General features: G+C 65.1%; 18 protein-coding genes. 5 read left to right on the forward strand and 13 right to left on the reverse strand.

Annotated features, from left to right (window positions below; genetic code table 11):
- Nucleotides 1–55: 55 nt before the first annotated feature.
- Genes mltG through gmk form a run of 3 tightly spaced genes read left to right on the forward strand, consistent with a single transcriptional unit; the run spans nt 56 to nt 2,611 of the window.
- Nucleotides 56–1,081: an endolytic transglycosylase MltG gene (gene mltG, locus GC148_RS09660; protein ID WP_291070498.1), complete on the forward strand. Its 1,026-nt coding sequence runs from the start codon at nt 56–58 to the stop codon at nt 1,079–1,081.
- A complete protein-coding gene (locus GC148_RS09665) occupies nt 1,081–1,968 on the forward strand; it encodes a YicC/YloC family endoribonuclease (protein ID WP_291070500.1) in 888 nt (295 codons plus the stop codon). The genes mltG and GC148_RS09665 overlap by 1 nt, the downstream gene beginning before the upstream one ends.
- Nucleotides 1,958–2,611 carry a guanylate kinase gene (gmk, locus tag GC148_RS09670; protein WP_291070501.1) on the forward strand — a complete coding sequence of 218 codons (654 nt, stop codon included), beginning with the start codon at nt 1,958–1,960 and terminating at the stop codon, nt 2,609–2,611. The genes GC148_RS09665 and gmk overlap by 11 nt, the downstream gene beginning before the upstream one ends.
- A gap of 19 nt (nt 2,612–2,630) precedes the next feature.
- Here gmk and rsmA read toward each other — a convergent pair whose 3' ends face one another.
- From rsmA to ruvX, 11 genes are all read right to left on the reverse strand, one after another.
- Nucleotides 2,631–3,461, reverse strand: a complete 831-nt coding sequence (gene rsmA / locus GC148_RS09675) for a 16S rRNA (adenine(1518)-N(6)/adenine(1519)-N(6))-dimethyltransferase RsmA (protein ID WP_291070502.1) — start codon at nt 3,459–3,461, stop codon at nt 2,631–2,633.
- Complete coding sequence (pdxA, locus tag GC148_RS09680) at nt 3,458–4,450, reverse strand: 4-hydroxythreonine-4-phosphate dehydrogenase PdxA (RefSeq protein ID WP_291070504.1); 993 nt, start codon at nt 4,448–4,450, stop codon at nt 3,458–3,460. Before pdxA ends, rsmA begins: the two co-directional genes overlap by 4 nt.
- A 62-nt stretch (nt 4,451–4,512) precedes the next feature.
- Nucleotides 4,513–5,760 (reverse strand): peptidylprolyl isomerase, encoded by a 1,248-nt coding sequence (locus GC148_RS09685; RefSeq protein WP_291070505.1) that lies wholly within the window; start codon nt 5,758–5,760, stop codon nt 4,513–4,515.
- 139 nt (nt 5,761–5,899) lie between these two features.
- Entirely contained in the window at nt 5,900–8,089 is a 2,190-nt protein-coding gene (gene lptD, locus GC148_RS09690; RefSeq protein WP_291070507.1) for an LPS assembly protein LptD, read from the reverse strand.
- 165 nt (nt 8,090–8,254) lie between these two features.
- Nucleotides 8,255–8,452: a hypothetical protein gene (locus GC148_RS09695; RefSeq protein WP_291070508.1), complete on the reverse strand. Its 198-nt coding sequence runs from the start codon at nt 8,450–8,452 to the stop codon at nt 8,255–8,257.
- Nucleotides 8,449–9,069: a glycerol-3-phosphate 1-O-acyltransferase PlsY gene (gene plsY / locus GC148_RS09700; protein ID WP_291070510.1), complete on the reverse strand. Its 621-nt coding sequence runs from the start codon at nt 9,067–9,069 to the stop codon at nt 8,449–8,451. Before plsY ends, GC148_RS09695 begins: the two co-directional genes overlap by 4 nt.
- Nucleotides 9,070–9,145: 76 nt before the next feature.
- Entirely contained in the window at nt 9,146–9,358 is a 213-nt protein-coding gene (locus tag GC148_RS09705; RefSeq protein WP_291070511.1) for a hypothetical protein, read from the reverse strand.
- A gap of 115 nt (nt 9,359–9,473) precedes the next feature.
- Complete coding sequence (pyrC, locus tag GC148_RS09710) at nt 9,474–10,754, reverse strand: dihydroorotase (RefSeq protein ID WP_291070513.1); 1,281 nt, start codon at nt 10,752–10,754, stop codon at nt 9,474–9,476.
- Nucleotides 10,751–11,698: an aspartate carbamoyltransferase catalytic subunit gene (locus tag GC148_RS09715; RefSeq protein WP_291070514.1), complete on the reverse strand. Its 948-nt coding sequence runs from the start codon at nt 11,696–11,698 to the stop codon at nt 10,751–10,753. The genes pyrC and GC148_RS09715 overlap by 4 nt, the downstream gene beginning before the upstream one ends.
- A 55-nt stretch (nt 11,699–11,753) precedes the next feature.
- Nucleotides 11,754–12,680, reverse strand: coding sequence for an AEC family transporter (locus GC148_RS09720; protein ID WP_291070515.1), 927 nt, complete (start codon nt 12,678–12,680; stop codon nt 11,754–11,756).
- Nucleotides 12,677–13,132 carry a Holliday junction resolvase RuvX gene (gene ruvX / locus GC148_RS09725; RefSeq protein WP_291070516.1) on the reverse strand — a complete coding sequence of 152 codons (456 nt, stop codon included), beginning with the start codon at nt 13,130–13,132 and terminating at the stop codon, nt 12,677–12,679. The genes GC148_RS09720 and ruvX overlap by 4 nt, the downstream gene beginning before the upstream one ends.
- 70 nt (nt 13,133–13,202) lie before the next feature.
- On the opposite strand from ruvX, the gene gatC reads away from it, so the two are divergent.
- Complete coding sequence (gene gatC, locus GC148_RS09730) at nt 13,203–13,490, forward strand: Asp-tRNA(Asn)/Glu-tRNA(Gln) amidotransferase subunit GatC (RefSeq protein WP_291070518.1); 288 nt, start codon at nt 13,203–13,205, stop codon at nt 13,488–13,490.
- Between the two features lie 87 nt (nt 13,491–13,577).
- Nucleotides 13,578–13,706 carry a hypothetical protein gene (locus GC148_RS09735; protein WP_291070519.1) on the forward strand — a complete coding sequence of 43 codons (129 nt, stop codon included), beginning with the start codon at nt 13,578–13,580 and terminating at the stop codon, nt 13,704–13,706.
- 73 nt (nt 13,707–13,779) lie between these two features.
- On the opposite strand, the gene GC148_RS09740 is transcribed toward GC148_RS09735, so the two are convergent.
- Both GC148_RS09740 and GC148_RS09745 read right to left on the reverse strand, forming a co-directional pair.
- A complete protein-coding gene (locus tag GC148_RS09740) occupies nt 13,780–14,919 on the reverse strand; it encodes a zinc-binding dehydrogenase (RefSeq protein WP_291070520.1) in 1,140 nt (379 codons plus the stop codon).
- Between the two features lie 29 nt (nt 14,920–14,948).
- Nucleotides 14,949–15,332: an SET domain-containing protein-lysine N-methyltransferase gene (locus tag GC148_RS09745; protein WP_291070521.1), complete on the reverse strand. Its 384-nt coding sequence runs from the start codon at nt 15,330–15,332 to the stop codon at nt 14,949–14,951.
- Nucleotides 15,333–15,362: the final 30 nt, after the last annotated feature.

A 15,362-nucleotide genomic window follows, 5' to 3' on the forward strand; every position in this document is an offset into this window, starting at 1 on the left:
GGGCCGGGGCAGGCACGGTAGAACAACCGCGACATGTCACGTTGATGAGGCCCCGATGCGATTCCTGAAAGCGCTGGTATTCTGGCTGTTCTTCATTGCCTTCCTGGCAGGGGCGGGCGCTGCGGCGGGCTGGGTCTGGTTCAACAATGAACTGACGCGCCCCGGGCCGCTGGCACATGAAACCGTGTTCAAGGTGGAGAACGGCGAGGCGCTGGCGACCGTAGCCGAGCGTCTGGAGACGGACGGTATCATCCACGACGCCCGCCTCCTGCGCCTGAAGGCGCGGCTGGACGGAACCGAGCTGGGCGTGAAGTCCGGAGAATACATCATCGAAAAGGAAGCCACGCTTCAGCAGGTGCTCAGCATACTGATCGAGGGGCGCTCGGTGCTGCACAGGATCACTTTGCCCGAGGGACGCACGACCGCGCAGCTGCTTAAGCTGATCGAGAAAGACGAAATCCTGACGGGTGACATGCCGGAAGTCTTGCCCGAAGAGGGCACGATGCTGCCGGATACATACATGTACCATCGCGGCATGACGCGCGCCGATCTGATCGCCAAGACGCAGCAGGCGCAGGCGGACCTGCTGGAAGAGCTGTGGCCCCAGCGCCAGGACGGCCTGCCGATCACCACGCCGCAGGAGGCGGTGATCCTGGCCTCGGTGGTGGAGAAGGAAACGGGCCGCGCCGACGAGCGCCCGCAAGTGGCGGCGCTGTTCACGACGCGCCTGAAACGCGGCATGCGCCTGCAGAGCGATCCGACGATCATCTATGGCATCTCAAAGGGGGAGCCCCTGTACAACAAGGCCGGCCAGCGGCGCACGCTCTATCGGTCCGAGATCGATCGGCACACGGACTGGAACACATACCAGATCGACGGCCTGCCGAAGACGCCGATCTGCAATCCGGGACGCGACGCGATAGCGGCGGTCCTCAACCCTCCGGAGACGGAGTACATTTTCTTTGTGGCGGACGGTAAGGGTGGGCACCTGTTCGCCCGGACGCTGGACGAGCACAACCGGAACGTCGCGGCTTACCGGGCTTATGAGCGCGGCGAGATCCTGAAGGAGCGGGCAAACTGATGGGGATATTGTCGGGGATGACTGGCTTCGCGCGGGTCACCGGGGAGGAAAGCTGGGGCAGCTGGGCCTGGGAAGCCAAGAGCGTCAATGGCCGCTCGCTGGACGTGCGGGTGAACTATCCGCCGGGCTGCGAGGCGCTGGAACGCGACGTGAAGGCGATGGCGGGCGAGCGGTTCAATCGCGGCTCGCTGCAGGTGAGCCTGCGGGTCGATATGGCGGCCGGGGCCGGCGGGGTGACGATCGACCATGCGCTCCTCGGCGCGCTGGCCGAGGCGGCGCGCAAGGCCGCCGGTTTCGAGCCGACGCCGGAAGCTATCGCGACGCTGATGACGTTCAAGGGCGTCGTGGAGACCAGCGGGGCCACGCTGCGTGACTTGGCGGCCAATGAGGCGGCGATGGCGGCCCTGAGCGCCGGGGCGCGGTTGGCGCTGGACCAGCTGGGTGAAGGTCGCCGCGCCGAGGGCGCCTCGCTGATGGGGTTGCTGTCGGGTCATCTCGACCAGATCGAGGCGCTTGCGGGGGAGGCCGCGCGGCTCGCCGCGACCCAGCCGGGCCTGATCAAGGCGAAGCTGCAGAAGCAGCTGGAGGAGCTGGACCAGGAAGGCCGTGTGGACGCCGAGCGCTTTGCGGCCGAGGCGGCTCTGTCGGCCGCGCGGGCGGATGTGCGCGAGGAGCTGGACCGGCTTGGCGCGCACGTGAAATCGGGCCGCGACCTCCTGAACGCGGGCTCGCCCGCAGGGCGGAAGCTGGATTTCCTGGCGCAGGAGCTGAACCGGGAAGCTAATACGCTTTGCTCGAAATCCGCGAGCCTCGATTTGACGAATGCGGGACTCAGCCTCAAAGGGGTGATCGACCAGTTCAAGGAGCAGTCGGCCAATGTCGAATAGCGGACATCCGAAAGACCGTGGCCGGAGGCGCGGGCTGATGCTGGTGCTGTCGAGCCCGTCGGGCGCCGGCAAGACGACGCTGTCGAAAATGCTGCTGGAAGAATTCACGGACGTAAAGCTGTCGATCTCGGCCACCACGCGGCCGCCGCGCCCGAACGAGGTCGATGGGAAAGACTATTTCTTCAAGACGCCCGAACAGTTCCACGACATGATCGAGGCGAACGAGTTCCTCGAATGGGCGCATGTGTTCGACAAGTATTACGGCACGCCGAAAGCCGACACCGTCGCGCGGCTTGAAGCAGGCGAGGATGTGCTGTTCGACGTGGACTGGCAGGGCGCGGACGCTCTGCACGACCAGATGCCGAACGATGTCGTCTCGGTGTTCATCCTGCCGCCGAGCATCAACGCGCTGCAGGAGCGGTTGTCGAACCGTCCGGGCTCAACGCCCGAGATCGTGTCGCGGCGCATGGAAGATGCCAAGCGCGAGATCATGCACTGGCGGCGCTATGACTATGTCATCGTCAATGACGAGCTGAAAGCCGCCTACCAACGCCTGAAGCGCATCCTGCTGGTGGAACGCCTCAAGCGGCTGCGCCAGCTCGACCTGGAAGGCCACGTCCGCACGCTGCTCGGCGAGGACTAGGCGCAGGCCGCACGCGGGCTCAGGCCAGGCTGTTGGCCAGTGTACGGAACTCAGCCTGGGTCAGCGTTTCAGCGCGGGTGGTCGGGTCGATGCCGCAGGCGGCAAGCCACTCTTCGGCCTTCATGCCACGCTTTTTGGCGAACGGCTTCAGCGCGGCGCGCAGCATTTTGCGCCGTTGGCCAAAGGCGGCGCCGGCGATTTGCTCGAGCAGCTCGATATGCGCGAACCGCTTCTCCGGCGGCAGCGGCTCGAACACGGCGACAGCGCTGTCGACTTTCGGTGGCGGTCGGAAGGCGCCCGGCGGCAGGGTGAACGAGATGTACGGGCGGGTGACGGCCTGCGCGAGCACGGCCAATCGTCCGTAGGCGTCCGTATCCGGCTTGGCGCAGATCCGCTCGGCGACTTCCTTCTGGAACATCAGGGCCATCTCGCCGCGCCAGTCGCCCGCCTTCAGCCAGTCCACCAGCAAGGGCGTGCCGACATTGTAGGGCAGGTTGGCGATGATCATGGCGGGGCCGCTGGCGCCGAGTTCGGCGAGTGTCTTGTCCCAGCGCACCTTGCGCGCGTCCTTCGCAATGACGATCATCTGACCGCTTTTCGCTTCCGGCCAGTCCAGCAGTGCTTCGGAAAAGCGCGGGTCGGTTTCCACGGCGATGAGTTTGGCGGGATCCTCGTTGAGGATGGCGCGCGTGAGGCCGCCCGGGCCCGGGCCGACTTCGATGACGGTGCGGCCCTTGGGGGAGCCTGCTGCATTGGCGGCGCGCTTCAGGATCGAGGGATCAAACAGGAAATGCTGGCCCAGCGCCTTGCGAGCGGGAGCGTCCGTGAGCGGATGATGTTCGTCGGTCATGCGTATGGTTTCATTCGGTTGGCCGCGAACTCAGCGGCGAGGCGGAGCGCGGCGATCAGGCTGTCAGGGCGGCTGGTGCCGGCAGCAGCGGCGTCGTAGGCCGTGCCATGGTCCGGGCTGGTGCGCACGATGGGCAGGCCGAGAGTCGAATTCACGCCGCCCCAAAAGTCCAGCGTCTTGACCGGGATCAGGCCCTGGTCGTGGGTCATGGCGATCACGGCGTCATAGGCGCCCGAGAGGGCTTCGGCAAACACCGTATCGCCGGGGCGGGCCAGCGAGATGTCGATGCCGTCCGCCTGCAGACGATGCGCTGCCGGATTGATGATCTCCACTTCCTCGCGCCCGATGGTGCCATCTTCGCCGGCATGGGGGTTGAGGCCCGAGAAGGCGAGGCGCGGCCGGGCAATGCCGAAGTCGCGGATGAGGGAAGTGTGCACGGCACGGGCAATCCGCTCCAGCCGTCCATCACCCAGTGCAGCCGGCACTGCGGCATGTGGCATGTGGATGGTGGCGAGGGCAACGCGCAGGCCGCCGCCGGTGAGCATCATAACGGGGCTGACGGCATGGCCGGCCTGCTCGCAGAGGTGCGCCACGAACTCCGTGTGCCCCGGAAAGCGAAAGCCTGTGCCGTAGAGCAGCGCCTTGTTGATCGGATTGGTTACAACGCCTGAGGCGCGCCCTTCAAGGGCATCAGCGACGGCAAGCTCGATGGCGCGGACGATGGCGGGCGCTGCGGCGGCGTCCGGGACGCCGGGCGCGACCGGGGGGACATTGGGCAGGGCGATCACGGGAAGGGCGCGGGCGAATACGCCAGAGGCTTCAGCGGGCGATGCGATCACCTGCACGGGCGCGCCGCGCACGAGCTTCGGGTCACCGATCAGGTAGAAGGCGGCGCCGGATTCCCGGTGCAACGCCTGCCAGGCGGCGCCTGAGATGGACGGACCGCAGCCGGCGGGGTCGCCCATCGTCAGGGCCAGGGAAAGGGGCAAACGGGTGCTCACGCGGGCGATGTCGCGCCAATCGGCACGTCAGGCAAGCGCGATTTCGCGGATCAACGGTAGATGATGGTCGCGTCGCGGCGGGAATTGCGCAATTCGCGCTCCGAAATCATCGCCAGTTCGCGCGACTTGATGGAGTTCTTGAGGTCTTCCTTGGAGGGAAGGGCCTCGGCGCCATCTTCGCGTTTGCAGACGTACATCACGGCGAGGCCGCTGCCGACGGCGAACACTTCTGTCGGGCTGCCCACAGCGGTGGCCAGCACCAGTTCGCGTCCTTCGGGGCCGAGTTCCTCGACATCGATTTCCGGCAGGTCCTGGTTGCGCAGCTCGGATTTCGAATTGGCGACCGACTGGACGTCCTCGCAGGATGTGATGCGGCTCATGGCTTCGCGGATGGTCTCGTCCTTGCCGTCGGTGGCCACGAGACGCTTCAGGTCAACCTTGGTGGTCGGCTGGCTGGGTTCACGCTTGGCGGACACTGTGAGGATGTAAACGCCCGTTTCGACCGCGATGGGCGGCAGAAGCGCGGGAACCGTCGCGCCGGCCACGGCTTCGGAGAGGCCGGGGGCGAGGTCGTCCGCCGTCACCCAGCCCATGTCGCCGCCGGTTGCGGCGGTCGGGGCCGAGGAGATGCGCTGCGCAGCGACACGGAAATCGGCGCCATTCTGCAGTTGCTGGACAATCGAATCGGCCGCCTTCAGGGCTTCGGCCCGGGTCTCTTCGTCGGGTGCGTAAAGGAAGATCTCGCTGACGCGGTACTGGGTTTTCTTGGACGCCGTACGCAGGCGCTCCAGCTGGTCGTCGACCTGACTGTCGGACACGCGTATGCGCGAACCGTAAAGGCCACTCATCAGGCGGTTCCAGGCGATCTCGGCCCGGATCTGCTCTTCGAGGCTGACCGGGTTCACCCCGGCAGACAGTAGCTGCTGGCGCAGGCCGTCGGCGCCGAGGCCGCCTTCGGAAGCCATACTGGCAAGTTCCGCATCGATTTCGCGGCGGTCCACTTCGACTTCGAATTCGGCCACGCGGTCGAGCTGGAGGCGTTCATCGATGAGCTGTTCGAGGGCCTGGCCGGTGATCTGCTGGATCTGTTCGGCGGTGGGCTGCTGCCGGCCGAGCGTCAGCATCAGCAGGCGGGCGCGCTGGCGGACGTCCGAATAGGAAATCGGCTTGTCGTTCACGATGGCCGCGATGCCTTCGAGTTGGAGACGGTTCTCGTCCGGCGCCGCTTCGGGCGCCTGTGCCATTGCAACGGGGGCGCTCATTGCCACCAGAGCCGCCATCAGGACTGCACGCACCATTCAACAACCTCCGTGGAATTCCGGTTCGCGGAACCCTTTATATGCTTCCCGAAGACCTTACAAATCCCCGCCCCCCGCGCAACGCGGGAGCACAGTAAGCCATGATTTGTTGCAGTTTTCAGGCCGCAGGCGAACCAGATCAGTCGAACTCGCTCGATCCGAAGTTACCCAGCGATTTCAAGGTGAACCGGAACTGGATGTTTTCCGACGGGCCAAGCGTACGGTCGCGCAACTCGTTGCGGCTGTAGATCAGCTCGAAGCGCGAGCAATCGTCGGAATAGGCGAGGCCGATGGACTGACGGGCGTCGATGTCATCCGTGATATCGCGCAGCTGGCCGAAGATCAGCGAGTACTGCTTGGTGACCTGCACTTCGCCCTGAAGGTAGATGCCTTCATCGGCCGTGCCCGTCGGGCTGATCCGCGGGTCGATCTTGTAATATTGGCCGACGGCCCGGAACCGGCTGAAGGAGGTCGAAAACCGCAGGTCCAGTCGGTTAAGGGAGTATTCCTCATCATCGAGGCGCATGCGGCTGGAGACGCGCAGCGCGCGGCCAAGGTCAACCGACGAGGCCACCACCCAGTCCGACGATGTGCCATCGAGGTTGGAAGCGACATCGAAAGCGGCGTCGGGGCGCGAGCGCCAACGGCGGCCGACCGTGGTGCTGAGTTCGACGCCGTTCTTCCAGATCGCCCGGCCGGTCAGGCCGGCGCTGACCTTCCCGTCGCCCTCGTAGAGGTCATAATTGTCGAAGCCATTGGCCTGGTAGAGGTTCGATTCATCGAACTCGTAGAGCTGGCTGTCCTCGATGGGGATCGCCGAATCATTGACGTTCGAGAAGCCCCAGGCGGCCATGACCGCCGGTTCCAGCATCAGGTCGACAGTCTTGCCGGGCCGGTACAGCGGATAGGCGAACTTGGCGCCGGCATTGCCGACGGCCCGCGTGACATCGGGCTCACCGCTGACGGCTTCGTCCAACGCGTAATAGTCGCCGCGGATCTCGGCAAAGGGCTCAAAGGTCACGCCGCCGGGAAGCAGGTTGAAGTCGCGCCATTCGCCGCCGACGCTGACGCGCTGGCTGTCGGCGCCGACGTCGCGTGTGATTACGGCCGAGGAAACTTCTGCCTTGGCAAAGCCGTAGCTGCCAAGGTTCCAGTTCTTTTCGGCATAAAGCAGCGGCGACACGGTGGGCAGGCGGCTGGCATCGTCAACGCCCCTCAGGCCCTGGAACTGCAGGACTGCAGCGTCAGCGTAATAGTCGTCGCCCTGGCCGACGGCATAGAGCTGCGACAGCAGGCGGCGGGGCTGGTTCGAATACAGGCCGCGCTTGTCGTTCTGGCCGTCGATATCGTAGCGGCGGTCGTAGAGGTCGTCCGTCTGGCTCTCGACGGCAAAGCCCCATATCCATTCCGGCGAGAGCGCGAAGGCGCCGTTGGCGTAGACGTGGCCGCGGAATTTCTCTTCGCCGAAGCGCACGCCGTCGCTGTCGAAATCGGCCTCTTCAGTAAAGCTCGTCTCGATATTCAAGGCGCCGGAATAGAAGCGTTTGCGGTATTCGAGATTGAGAACAGGGTTCACGTTTTCCGACAGCAGCGGTGCGATCGTCAGGTCCGAATAATCGGAGATCGCCCAGTAGTAGGGCTGTTTGTAGAAGGTGCCGAGTTTCGAGGACACGCCAGCATTCGGAATGAGCAGGCCCGAGCGGCGGTCCGAGTTCGGATCGGGGTGGGCCAGATAAGGCAGATAGAAGACCGGGATGCCGGCCACCTCGACCACCGCATCGCGGTAGGAGATCATCTGGCTCTGTTCGTCCAGCACTGCGCGGCGGGCACGGATGGCCCAAGTCGGCGTTTTCTTTTCCTCGCAAACCTCGCAGGACGTGTAGACGACCTGATCGAGCGCGTTGATGCCGTCGGGCCGGCGGATTGCGGAGTTCGCAGCGACGCTGGCGCCTTGCGCAAGGCGCGCCGAGAAGCCGATGGCGTAGCCGTCCGAAAGGTTCGAGCCGACCTCGACTTCGTCAGCGAACTGTTGCGAGCCGTCGGTGTCGATGATCACGACATTGCCGTTGGCGCGCACCTTTTCGGTGGTGCGGTTATAGACAAGCCGGTCGGCGCGCAGGATGCGGCCTTGATACAGGGCTTCAACATTGCCCTCGGCAACGAGGCTGTTCTCTTCTCGCAGTTCGTAGACCGTGTCGGCTTCGAGAATCACCCGCTCATCGACGGTTTCGGTTGCGGGTGCGGTTTCGCTGGTGCCGGCGTCCTCGGCATAGGCAGCAAAGGGCAGCACCGCGGAAAATCCGGCGAGCAGGGCGTATTGGGACCACATTGCCAAAAGTTTCACCCTCAGTCTGCCGTCATTGAGCGCGGCCTGTCTTCCCCTGCAGGACCGTGCCGACGTCAGGGAAGGCTTAGAGTCGATCCAGCGGGCCGTCCAGCCATGGCGCAGCCACGGCCTGCTTTTGCCCGCCGGGACGGTGCACACAGGCCACAGCTAAACCGCGCGGGCCAAAAGTCCGCCCGGATAGGACAGCGCCTCTCCGGCGAGCTCCAACTCTCTCGCGACGGCGCTGCACTGGGCTGGATTGAGCCCTGCGGCACGGGCGATCTCGTCGAGGGGCATAGGGTGCGGGCCGACGGCCTGGCGCACCCCGTCTCGCCGCTCGGTCTCGTTCAGCCGGCGTGGGCTCATTCTTCCGGCTTGGCTTTCGACTTTCCGAAGCGCGGCTCGGTTCCCGAGAGGAGCCGGCCGATGTTCGCGCGGTGAGTCCAGAACACCAGGACGGACAGAAGCGAGAGCCCGGCCAGGATCACCGGATTGCGCTCTCCGAGAAGGTAGGCACCCGGCGGCACCGCGATGGCGGCGCAGAGGGCCGAGAGTGACGAAATGCGCGTCAGCGCAAAGACGCCAAGCCAGACGGGCGCACCGATCAGGAGGCCTTTGAGGGGGGTGATGAAGATCAGCAGGCCGGCATAGGTGGCGACGCCCTTGCCGCCTTTGAAGCCGAGCCAGACGGGATAGCAGTGGCCGATGAACGCGCTGGCGCCTGCGATGACGCCGGCCTCGGGACCGGCCACTATCGAGAAGCCGAGCGCGGCGAGGCCCGCTTTCAGGCTGTCGAGCAGGAAGGTGGCGAGGGCGAGATCCTTGCGGCCGGTGCGCAGCACGTTGGTGGCGCCGATGCTGTGCGAGCCGATAGCGCGGATGTCACCGAGACCGGCGGCCTTGGTGATCACCAGCCCGAACGGGACTGACCCCGCCAGATAGCCGACGAGCGACGCAAGTGCGTAGATGGCCCATTCCGGCATGGTGGTGTGTTCCTCGCCCGTCCCTGATGGGGCAAGGTGTAGTCAGGCCCGGCAGAGGCGGCAAGGGGCGGGCGGATTACTTGGTCGGGCTCCAGCCGATCACCAGCGCCAGGAGGGCGAGGACAGTGGACACAAGCCCTCCGATTCCCAAGACCGACCAGAGCCGTTTCTGCGGCAGCAAGACGGCATCGAGTTCGTCGCGCAGTGCTTGATTGTCAGCCTGACCCGCGCGTTCAAGCGCCGCATAGATGCCGCCCGTCGAGCCGACCGTTGCGGCATCCGCGTACACACTCGCTGCGCCCCCAGCGATGCCAAAGACAGCGATGAGATCAGGATGAGCAGGTAGGCTTTGCTCGAGCGCAGGCTGCGTCCTCCAACCAAATGGTGCGGACAGGGTGGCACACTTATCGCTCGAACACAGTCCTGCCACCGACAAACGTGCGCATCACCCGGCCCTGCAGCCTGCGCCCGTCGAATGGTGAGTTGTTCGAACGCGAGAGCAGGTGGTCGCGGTCGCAGAGCCAGGGTTTACCGGGATCGAAGAGGATCAGGTCGGCAGGGGCATTCCTGGCAATTCGGCCCTGCGGCAGGCCGAGAATGGAGGCTGGGCCGATGGTGACCGGAGTGAGCGCCTCAATCATCGACAGCTCGCCTTCCGCCACCAGTGTCAGCAAGCAGGGTAGAACTGTCTCGAGCCCCGCGGCGCCGAACGTCGCCTCACCGAAGGGCAGGCGCTTTTCTTCTGGGGGCTGAGGATCGTGCGCAGAGACGACGGCGTTAATCGACCCTTCCTTCAGGCACTGGATCAGTGTCTTGCGCATCTGCTCTGTGCGGAAGGGCGGGTTGACCTTGCAATAGGTGAGGTAGTCGCCGACATCGAGCTCGTTGAAGAACAGGGAATGGGCGGCGACCGTGGTGAAGACCTTTGCGCCCCGGCCGCGTGCGATGTCTGCGATGTCGAGCGTGCGCTGGGTGGTGACCTGATCGAGGATCAGCGCGCAGCCGGTCTGCTCGGCGAGTGTCACGTCGCGCATGGCGCCGATCCATTCGGCTTCGACCGGGATGCCGGACAGGCCATTTCGGGCCGCAAATTCGCCCGCGTTCATCACGCCGCCACCGGCCAGTGAGCGATCATCGGGACGCGACATCACGATGGCGCCGCGGCTGGCGGCGTAGGCCATCGCGCGCTTCATCACCTGCGCGCTGGCGATCGGCCAGTCGCCATTGGTGAACAGCACGGCGCCGGCTTCGGCCATCATGCCGATCTCGGACATCGCTTCGCCCGCGAGGCCGACCGACAGACCGCCCGCCGGATAGACACGCGCGAACGCCGTTTCGCGGCCCCGCTCGGCAATGAACTGCACCAGCGCCACATCGTCGATGACGGGGCGCGTGTCGGGCATCACGACGAGGCTGGTAATGCCGCCGGAGAGGGCGGCGCGTGAGGCGGTGGCGAGCGTTTCCTTGTGCTCCCCGCCGGGTTCTCCGGTCTTGGCGCGCAGGTCGATCAGGCCGGGCGCGAGGCAGAGGCCGCCGGCATCGATGGTCTCGGAGGCGCCGCTGAAGGACACACCCGTTCCTGTACGGAATTCCTTGATAATGCCCCGGTCGATGAGCACGCCGCCGGGTGCATCCGTGCCGGTGGCCGGATCAATGAGGTGGGCATTCACGATTTCGAGGCTCATGCGCGCCCTCCTGCGAGCAGGTGAAGAACCGCTTCGCGCACGGCAACACCCATTTCGACCTGCTGGGTGATAACCGAACGTTCGCCATCGGCGATGGAACTTTCGATCTCGACCCCGCGGTTCATCGGACCGGGGTGCATGACGATGCCATCCGGCTTGGCGAGGGCGAGACGGTCGGCCGTGAGGCCGAAATAGCGGAAGTATTCGCGCTGGCTCGGCAGGAAGCTGCCATTCATGCGCTCCAGCTGGAGGCGCAGCATCATCACCACGTCTGCGCCGGGCAAGGCCTGGTCAAAGTCCGTGCCCGCACTTTCGGCGCCCCATGTGTCCGTACCCGGAGGGATCAGTGTGCGTGGGCCGCAAAGATGGACGCGTGCGCCCATCAGGTGCAGCGCCATCGTGGTGGAACGCGCCACGCGGCTGTGGGCGATGTCGCCGCAGATGACGACCTTGAGGCCCTCGATACGGCGCTTCACGCGGCGGATGGTCAGCAGGTCCAGCAGGGCCTGCGTCGGGTGTTCGTGCGTGCCGTCGCCGGCATTGATCACCGCGCAATCGACCTTGCGGGAGAGCAGTTTCGCGCCGCCCGAGGCAGAGTGGCGCACGACCAGCGCATCCGGTTTCATCGCGTTCAGCGTCATCGCCGTGTCGATCAGGGTCTCGCCCTTCTTCACGCTCGAATTGGCGACCGGCATCGACACCACATCCGCGCCCAGACGGCGGGCGGCGATCTCGAAGCTGGACATGGTACGAGTCGAGTTCTCGAAGAACAAGTTTACCACGGTCTTGCCGGTGAGGACCGGCTCGGGCCTAAGGCCCTTGCGTGTGGCCTCGGCATAAGTGTCCGCCAAGTCTAATATGTGAGCAATATCAAGGGGGTGAAGGCCTTCGATTCCCAGCAAATGGTCGTGCCGGAAGGTGTAGTCTGCGTGCGCCGCTGCCATGAAGGCCCCTTCGATTTGCGGCGGTTTAGGCGCGATTCCGGTGCGGAGCAAGCCTTCAGGCGGCCCCGATGGCGAGGATGAGCAGCCAGACGAGGGGCAGGGTGACGGCCGCGCTGAGCGTCTGCACGGCGATCAGGTTAGCCGCCAGGGTCGAGTCGCCGCCGAGTTCGCGGGCCAGGACGTAGGAATTGGGCGCGGTCGAAGTGGCCGAGCAAATCAGGGCGATGGCGAGCGGCAGTCCCGAGAGGCCGAGCGTGAGGCCGATGGCGAGTGTGATCAGCGGCATGCCGAAGAGGCGGACTGTCGACCAGAAGAACGTGCGCAGGCCTGCACGTTTCAAGGCACCGAGATCGACGCCCGCGCCCGCGCTGAGAAGCCCCGCAGCGATGGCGGCGTTGGCGAGCATCTTCAGGGTTTCGTCGGCGATCACCGGCAGCTTCACGTGGAAGCTCGCGAGCGAGATGCCGATCACGCAGGCAATCACGAGCGGGTTGCGGAGCATCGCGAGCAGGGGGCGGGGCTTGGTGCCGGGCGGATGGTCGGCATGGCTGATCAGGGCGTAGACCGAGATGACGTTGGCCATGGGGATCATCGCCGCGGCGACAAGGCTGACCAGCGCAATGCCATGATTGCCGAACAGCAGCCCGCCGAGGGACAAGGCTATGATCGTGTTCCAGCGTACGTTGGACTGCACGATGGTGCCGATGGCGGGGCGCTCGATGCCGGGCCACCAGCGCGCCGAGAGGCCGACCAGCGCCATCACGATCTGTGCGAGGAGCAGGGTGCCCAGCATCAGCCAGGGCGCCTCGTCGAACGAGGCGTTGGCCAGCGCGCGCACGATCAGGGCGGGCAGCAGGACGAGGAAGGACAGCCGGTCGAGCGCGCGAAAAGCGTCGCCGGTGATCATGCCGCGGCGCGCGAGGAACTGACCCAACACCACGATCAGTACGACCGGTACGAGCGCGATGAGAAACGCTGTCATCGCGGCGTCTCCAGCCGCTTCAGCGCCGAGTGAAGGATCATGGCGGCGGCCATCGCGTCGATCCGGTCGGCGCGGCGCTGCTCGGTGAAGGAGAGGTCGCGGAGCAGTTCATCGGCGGCCACGGTGGAATAACGTTCGTCCTCGAAGGCCACCGGAATGTCGCGCACCTTGAGCAGGTTTGAAACCAATGTGCGCACAGACTGGACCCGGGGGCCCTGCGTACCGTCCGTGTTCAGTGGCAGGCCGACGACGAGACCGACGCCCTGGCGCGCGTCATAGATCTCGAACAGCCGGGCCAGCGAGGGGGCGAGCTTCACCTTGGCTATGGTCTCGACAGGGCTCGCGAGGATGCGGCTCGGGTCGGTTGCGGCAACGCCGAGCGTCTTCGTGCCGGGATCGAGGCCGATCAGCACGCCTTTCGCAGGCAGGTCGAACAGATCAACAACCGACATGCGCGGGCACATACCGCCTTGAAGCGGCTTTGCCTATGGCGTAATCGGGCCGGACCAGAGGAGCCGCCCCATGAGCGTTACCCGCGACGATGTCCGCAAAGTAGCCCGCTTGTCCCGTATTGCGGTGCCGGAAGAGCGCCTGGACGAGCTGGCCGGCGAGCTGAACGGCATCCTCGGCTGGATCGACCAGCTGAACGAAGTGGACGTCGAAGGCGTTGCGCCCATGACTTCCGTCGTCGAGACGAAGCTGCCGATGCGCGAGGATCTCGTCACCGATGGCAACATCCGCGACCAGGTGCTGGCCAACGCGCCGCGCAGCGAACACGGCTTCTTCGTTGTGCCCAAGGCCGTCGAATAGACTTCCCCCACCCGCTTACATTCGTCTGCGAAACACCCCACCTCTGTGGCGGGGCGATTCCGCCTCAGTCACTGAAAGACTGAACCGATGGCCAAGGGTCAAAAGAAATCCAACAAGGAAGTCCGCAAGCCCAAGGCGGAGAAGGTGAAGCCGAAACTGGGCGCACCGGTCGCGAAGCCGGGCGAGCTCAAGGGTATGGAACACCTGAAGCGATAGCGCGCTGAACGAACACGCTCCGATACTGCCTTGACCGGGCCACGCGCTTGGCGCGGCCCGGCAAGCCGGCAGGCTATTTGTTGGGATTGATCAGGTATTTCTCGCCGGTTGCTTTGGCGTTGTAGGCCTGCAGCGTTTTCAGATCGAGCGCTTCGGCCAGCGAGATTTCGGCTGTGTAGTGGCTGGCGAACGTCGTCTTCAGCTCGTCGACGACGCGCTGGCGCATGCGGGCGCGAACTTCCGGACCCACCTGTTGCAGGAACGGTGTCAGCAGGTAACCGCCGAGGTTCCAGGCGAAACCCACGCCGGGCGGAACGGTTGTCTGCGACATGTCGAGCCGGCCGTAAATGTAGACCTGCGTTTGCTGGCCCGAACCGTAACGGCTGAATTCCTTCATGTTGCGAACGGCGGCAGCTTCCATGGCCACGAGCAGCTGACCGGCGAGCGGCCCGCCGCCGATGGCGTCGAAGCCCAGCGTCGTCTTGGTCTCGGCGAGGGCCGTGATCAGGTCTTCCATGAAGGTCGGCGAGGTCGAGTCGACGATGTATTTCGCGCCGAGACCCTTCAGGATGTCGGCCTGCTCTTTCTTGCGCACGATGTTGACCAGCGGGACGTTGTCCTTCTGGCAGATCTTCACCAGCATCTGGCCGAGGTTGGATGCGGCAGCCGTGTGCACGATGCCGGTGCGGCCCTGCATCTTCATCGTTTCAACGAATGACAGAGCGGTCAGAGGGTTCACGAAGCAAGACGCGCCGTCCTTGGCCGACGTGCCATCCGGCAGCGGCAGGCACTGCGCGACGTTGAGCATCCGGTATTGCGAATACATCTCGCCGCCGAGGCCGGCGACCATCTTGCCGAGCAGGGCTTGCGCGGCGGGCGAGGAGCCGGCCTTGACGACCACGCCCGCGCCCTCGTTGCCGACCGGCATGGATTGGTCGAGACGGGCGGTCATTGCACGCAAAGCGGGCGGAGGGATGTTGGCGGTGACGACGGGCTGTTCCTTCGTGCCCGACGCCTTGGCGGTACTCATGTCAGCGCCGCCGACGAGCAAGCCAAGGTCCGACGGGTTAATCGGCGTGGCCTCGACCCGGATCAGCACGTCATCGGGGCCGGGCTCCGGGACGAGCACTTCGGCGAGCGAAAGCTCCAATTCGCCTGAGGCTTTCGCCAGGCTGCGTAGCTGGAGCGCGGTCTTTGGAACCGTGTTGGGCATGGTGTTTCCTCCCGGATTGTGTTGCGGCGCTAGAGCGCTTCTTCGGCAAACTCTTGATAGTCAATCAGAATCTCTGTGCCGGCCGGCAGGTCGGCTGACGCAGTCAAGGTCACGGTTTGCGCGACGGCGTCAACCTCAAACTCGGCATTCGCGGCCGGGCTGTGGTTGCACATCGAGATTTCCCCAAACGCGACGGCGGCCCGAATGGCGCCGTCCGCGCGCTCGTCGACATAGAACACATAATGGTACAGCCGCGTAGATTTCAGCGTGGCTGTATCCTCGTGGCTGAGCACCAGCAGTGGATAGACGCCGATAACGCCACCCTCAGGGATCAGGCGGGAGGCAAACAATCCGCGTCCGTGCAGGGGCGAGGTGCGAACCTCGGCGCGGCCCCTTTTGTCTGGTGCAAGCATGGCACCTGTCTAGCACGCGCCGAAGCGCGC

The sequence above is a fragment of the Hyphomonas sp. genome (genome assembly GCF_016125515.1).
Classification (GTDB): domain Bacteria; phylum Pseudomonadota; class Alphaproteobacteria; order Caulobacterales; family Hyphomonadaceae; genus Hyphomonas.

Excerpts from the sequence above, each read along its gene's own strand:
- GC148_RS09695 (WP_291070508.1), bottom strand. The coding sequence starts at position 8,452 with ATGAGCCCACGCCGGCTGAACGAGACCGAGCGGCGAGACGGGGTGCGC.
- pyrC (WP_291070513.1), bottom strand. The coding sequence starts at position 10,754 with ATGAGCCTCGAAATCGTGAATGCCCACCTCATTGATCCGGCCACCGGC.
- GC148_RS09735 (WP_291070519.1), top strand. The coding sequence starts at position 13,578 with ATGGCCAAGGGTCAAAAGAAATCCAACAAGGAAGTCCGCAAGCCCAAG.
- GC148_RS09720 (WP_291070515.1), bottom strand. The coding sequence starts at position 12,680 with ATGACAGCGTTTCTCATCGCGCTCGTACCGGTCGTACTGATCGTGGTG.
- GC148_RS09745 (WP_291070521.1), bottom strand. The coding sequence starts at position 15,332 with ATGCTTGCACCAGACAAAAGGGGCCGCGCCGAGGTTCGCACCTCGCCC.
- GC148_RS09665 (WP_291070500.1), top strand. The coding sequence starts at position 1,081 with ATGGGGATATTGTCGGGGATGACTGGCTTCGCGCGGGTCACCGGGGAG.
- gmk (WP_291070501.1), top strand. The coding sequence starts at position 1,958 with ATGTCGAATAGCGGACATCCGAAAGACCGTGGCCGGAGGCGCGGGCTG.
- GC148_RS09715 (WP_291070514.1), bottom strand. The coding sequence starts at position 11,698 with ATGGCAGCGGCGCACGCAGACTACACCTTCCGGCACGACCATTTGCTG.
- rsmA (WP_291070502.1), bottom strand. The coding sequence starts at position 3,461 with ATGACCGACGAACATCATCCGCTCACGGACGCTCCCGCTCGCAAGGCG.
- GC148_RS09685 (WP_291070505.1), bottom strand. The coding sequence starts at position 5,760 with ATGGTGCGTGCAGTCCTGATGGCGGCTCTGGTGGCAATGAGCGCCCCC.
- gatC (WP_291070518.1), top strand. The coding sequence starts at position 13,203 with ATGAGCGTTACCCGCGACGATGTCCGCAAAGTAGCCCGCTTGTCCCGT.
- ruvX (WP_291070516.1), bottom strand. The coding sequence starts at position 13,132 with ATGTCGGTTGTTGATCTGTTCGACCTGCCTGCGAAAGGCGTGCTGATC.
- lptD (WP_291070507.1), bottom strand. The coding sequence starts at position 8,089 with ATGTGGTCCCAATACGCCCTGCTCGCCGGATTTTCCGCGGTGCTGCCC.
- plsY (WP_291070510.1), bottom strand. The coding sequence starts at position 9,069 with ATGCCGGAATGGGCCATCTACGCACTTGCGTCGCTCGTCGGCTATCTG.
- GC148_RS09740 (WP_291070520.1), bottom strand. The coding sequence starts at position 14,919 with ATGCCCAACACGGTTCCAAAGACCGCGCTCCAGCTACGCAGCCTGGCG.
- mltG (WP_291070498.1), top strand. The coding sequence starts at position 56 with ATGCGATTCCTGAAAGCGCTGGTATTCTGGCTGTTCTTCATTGCCTTC.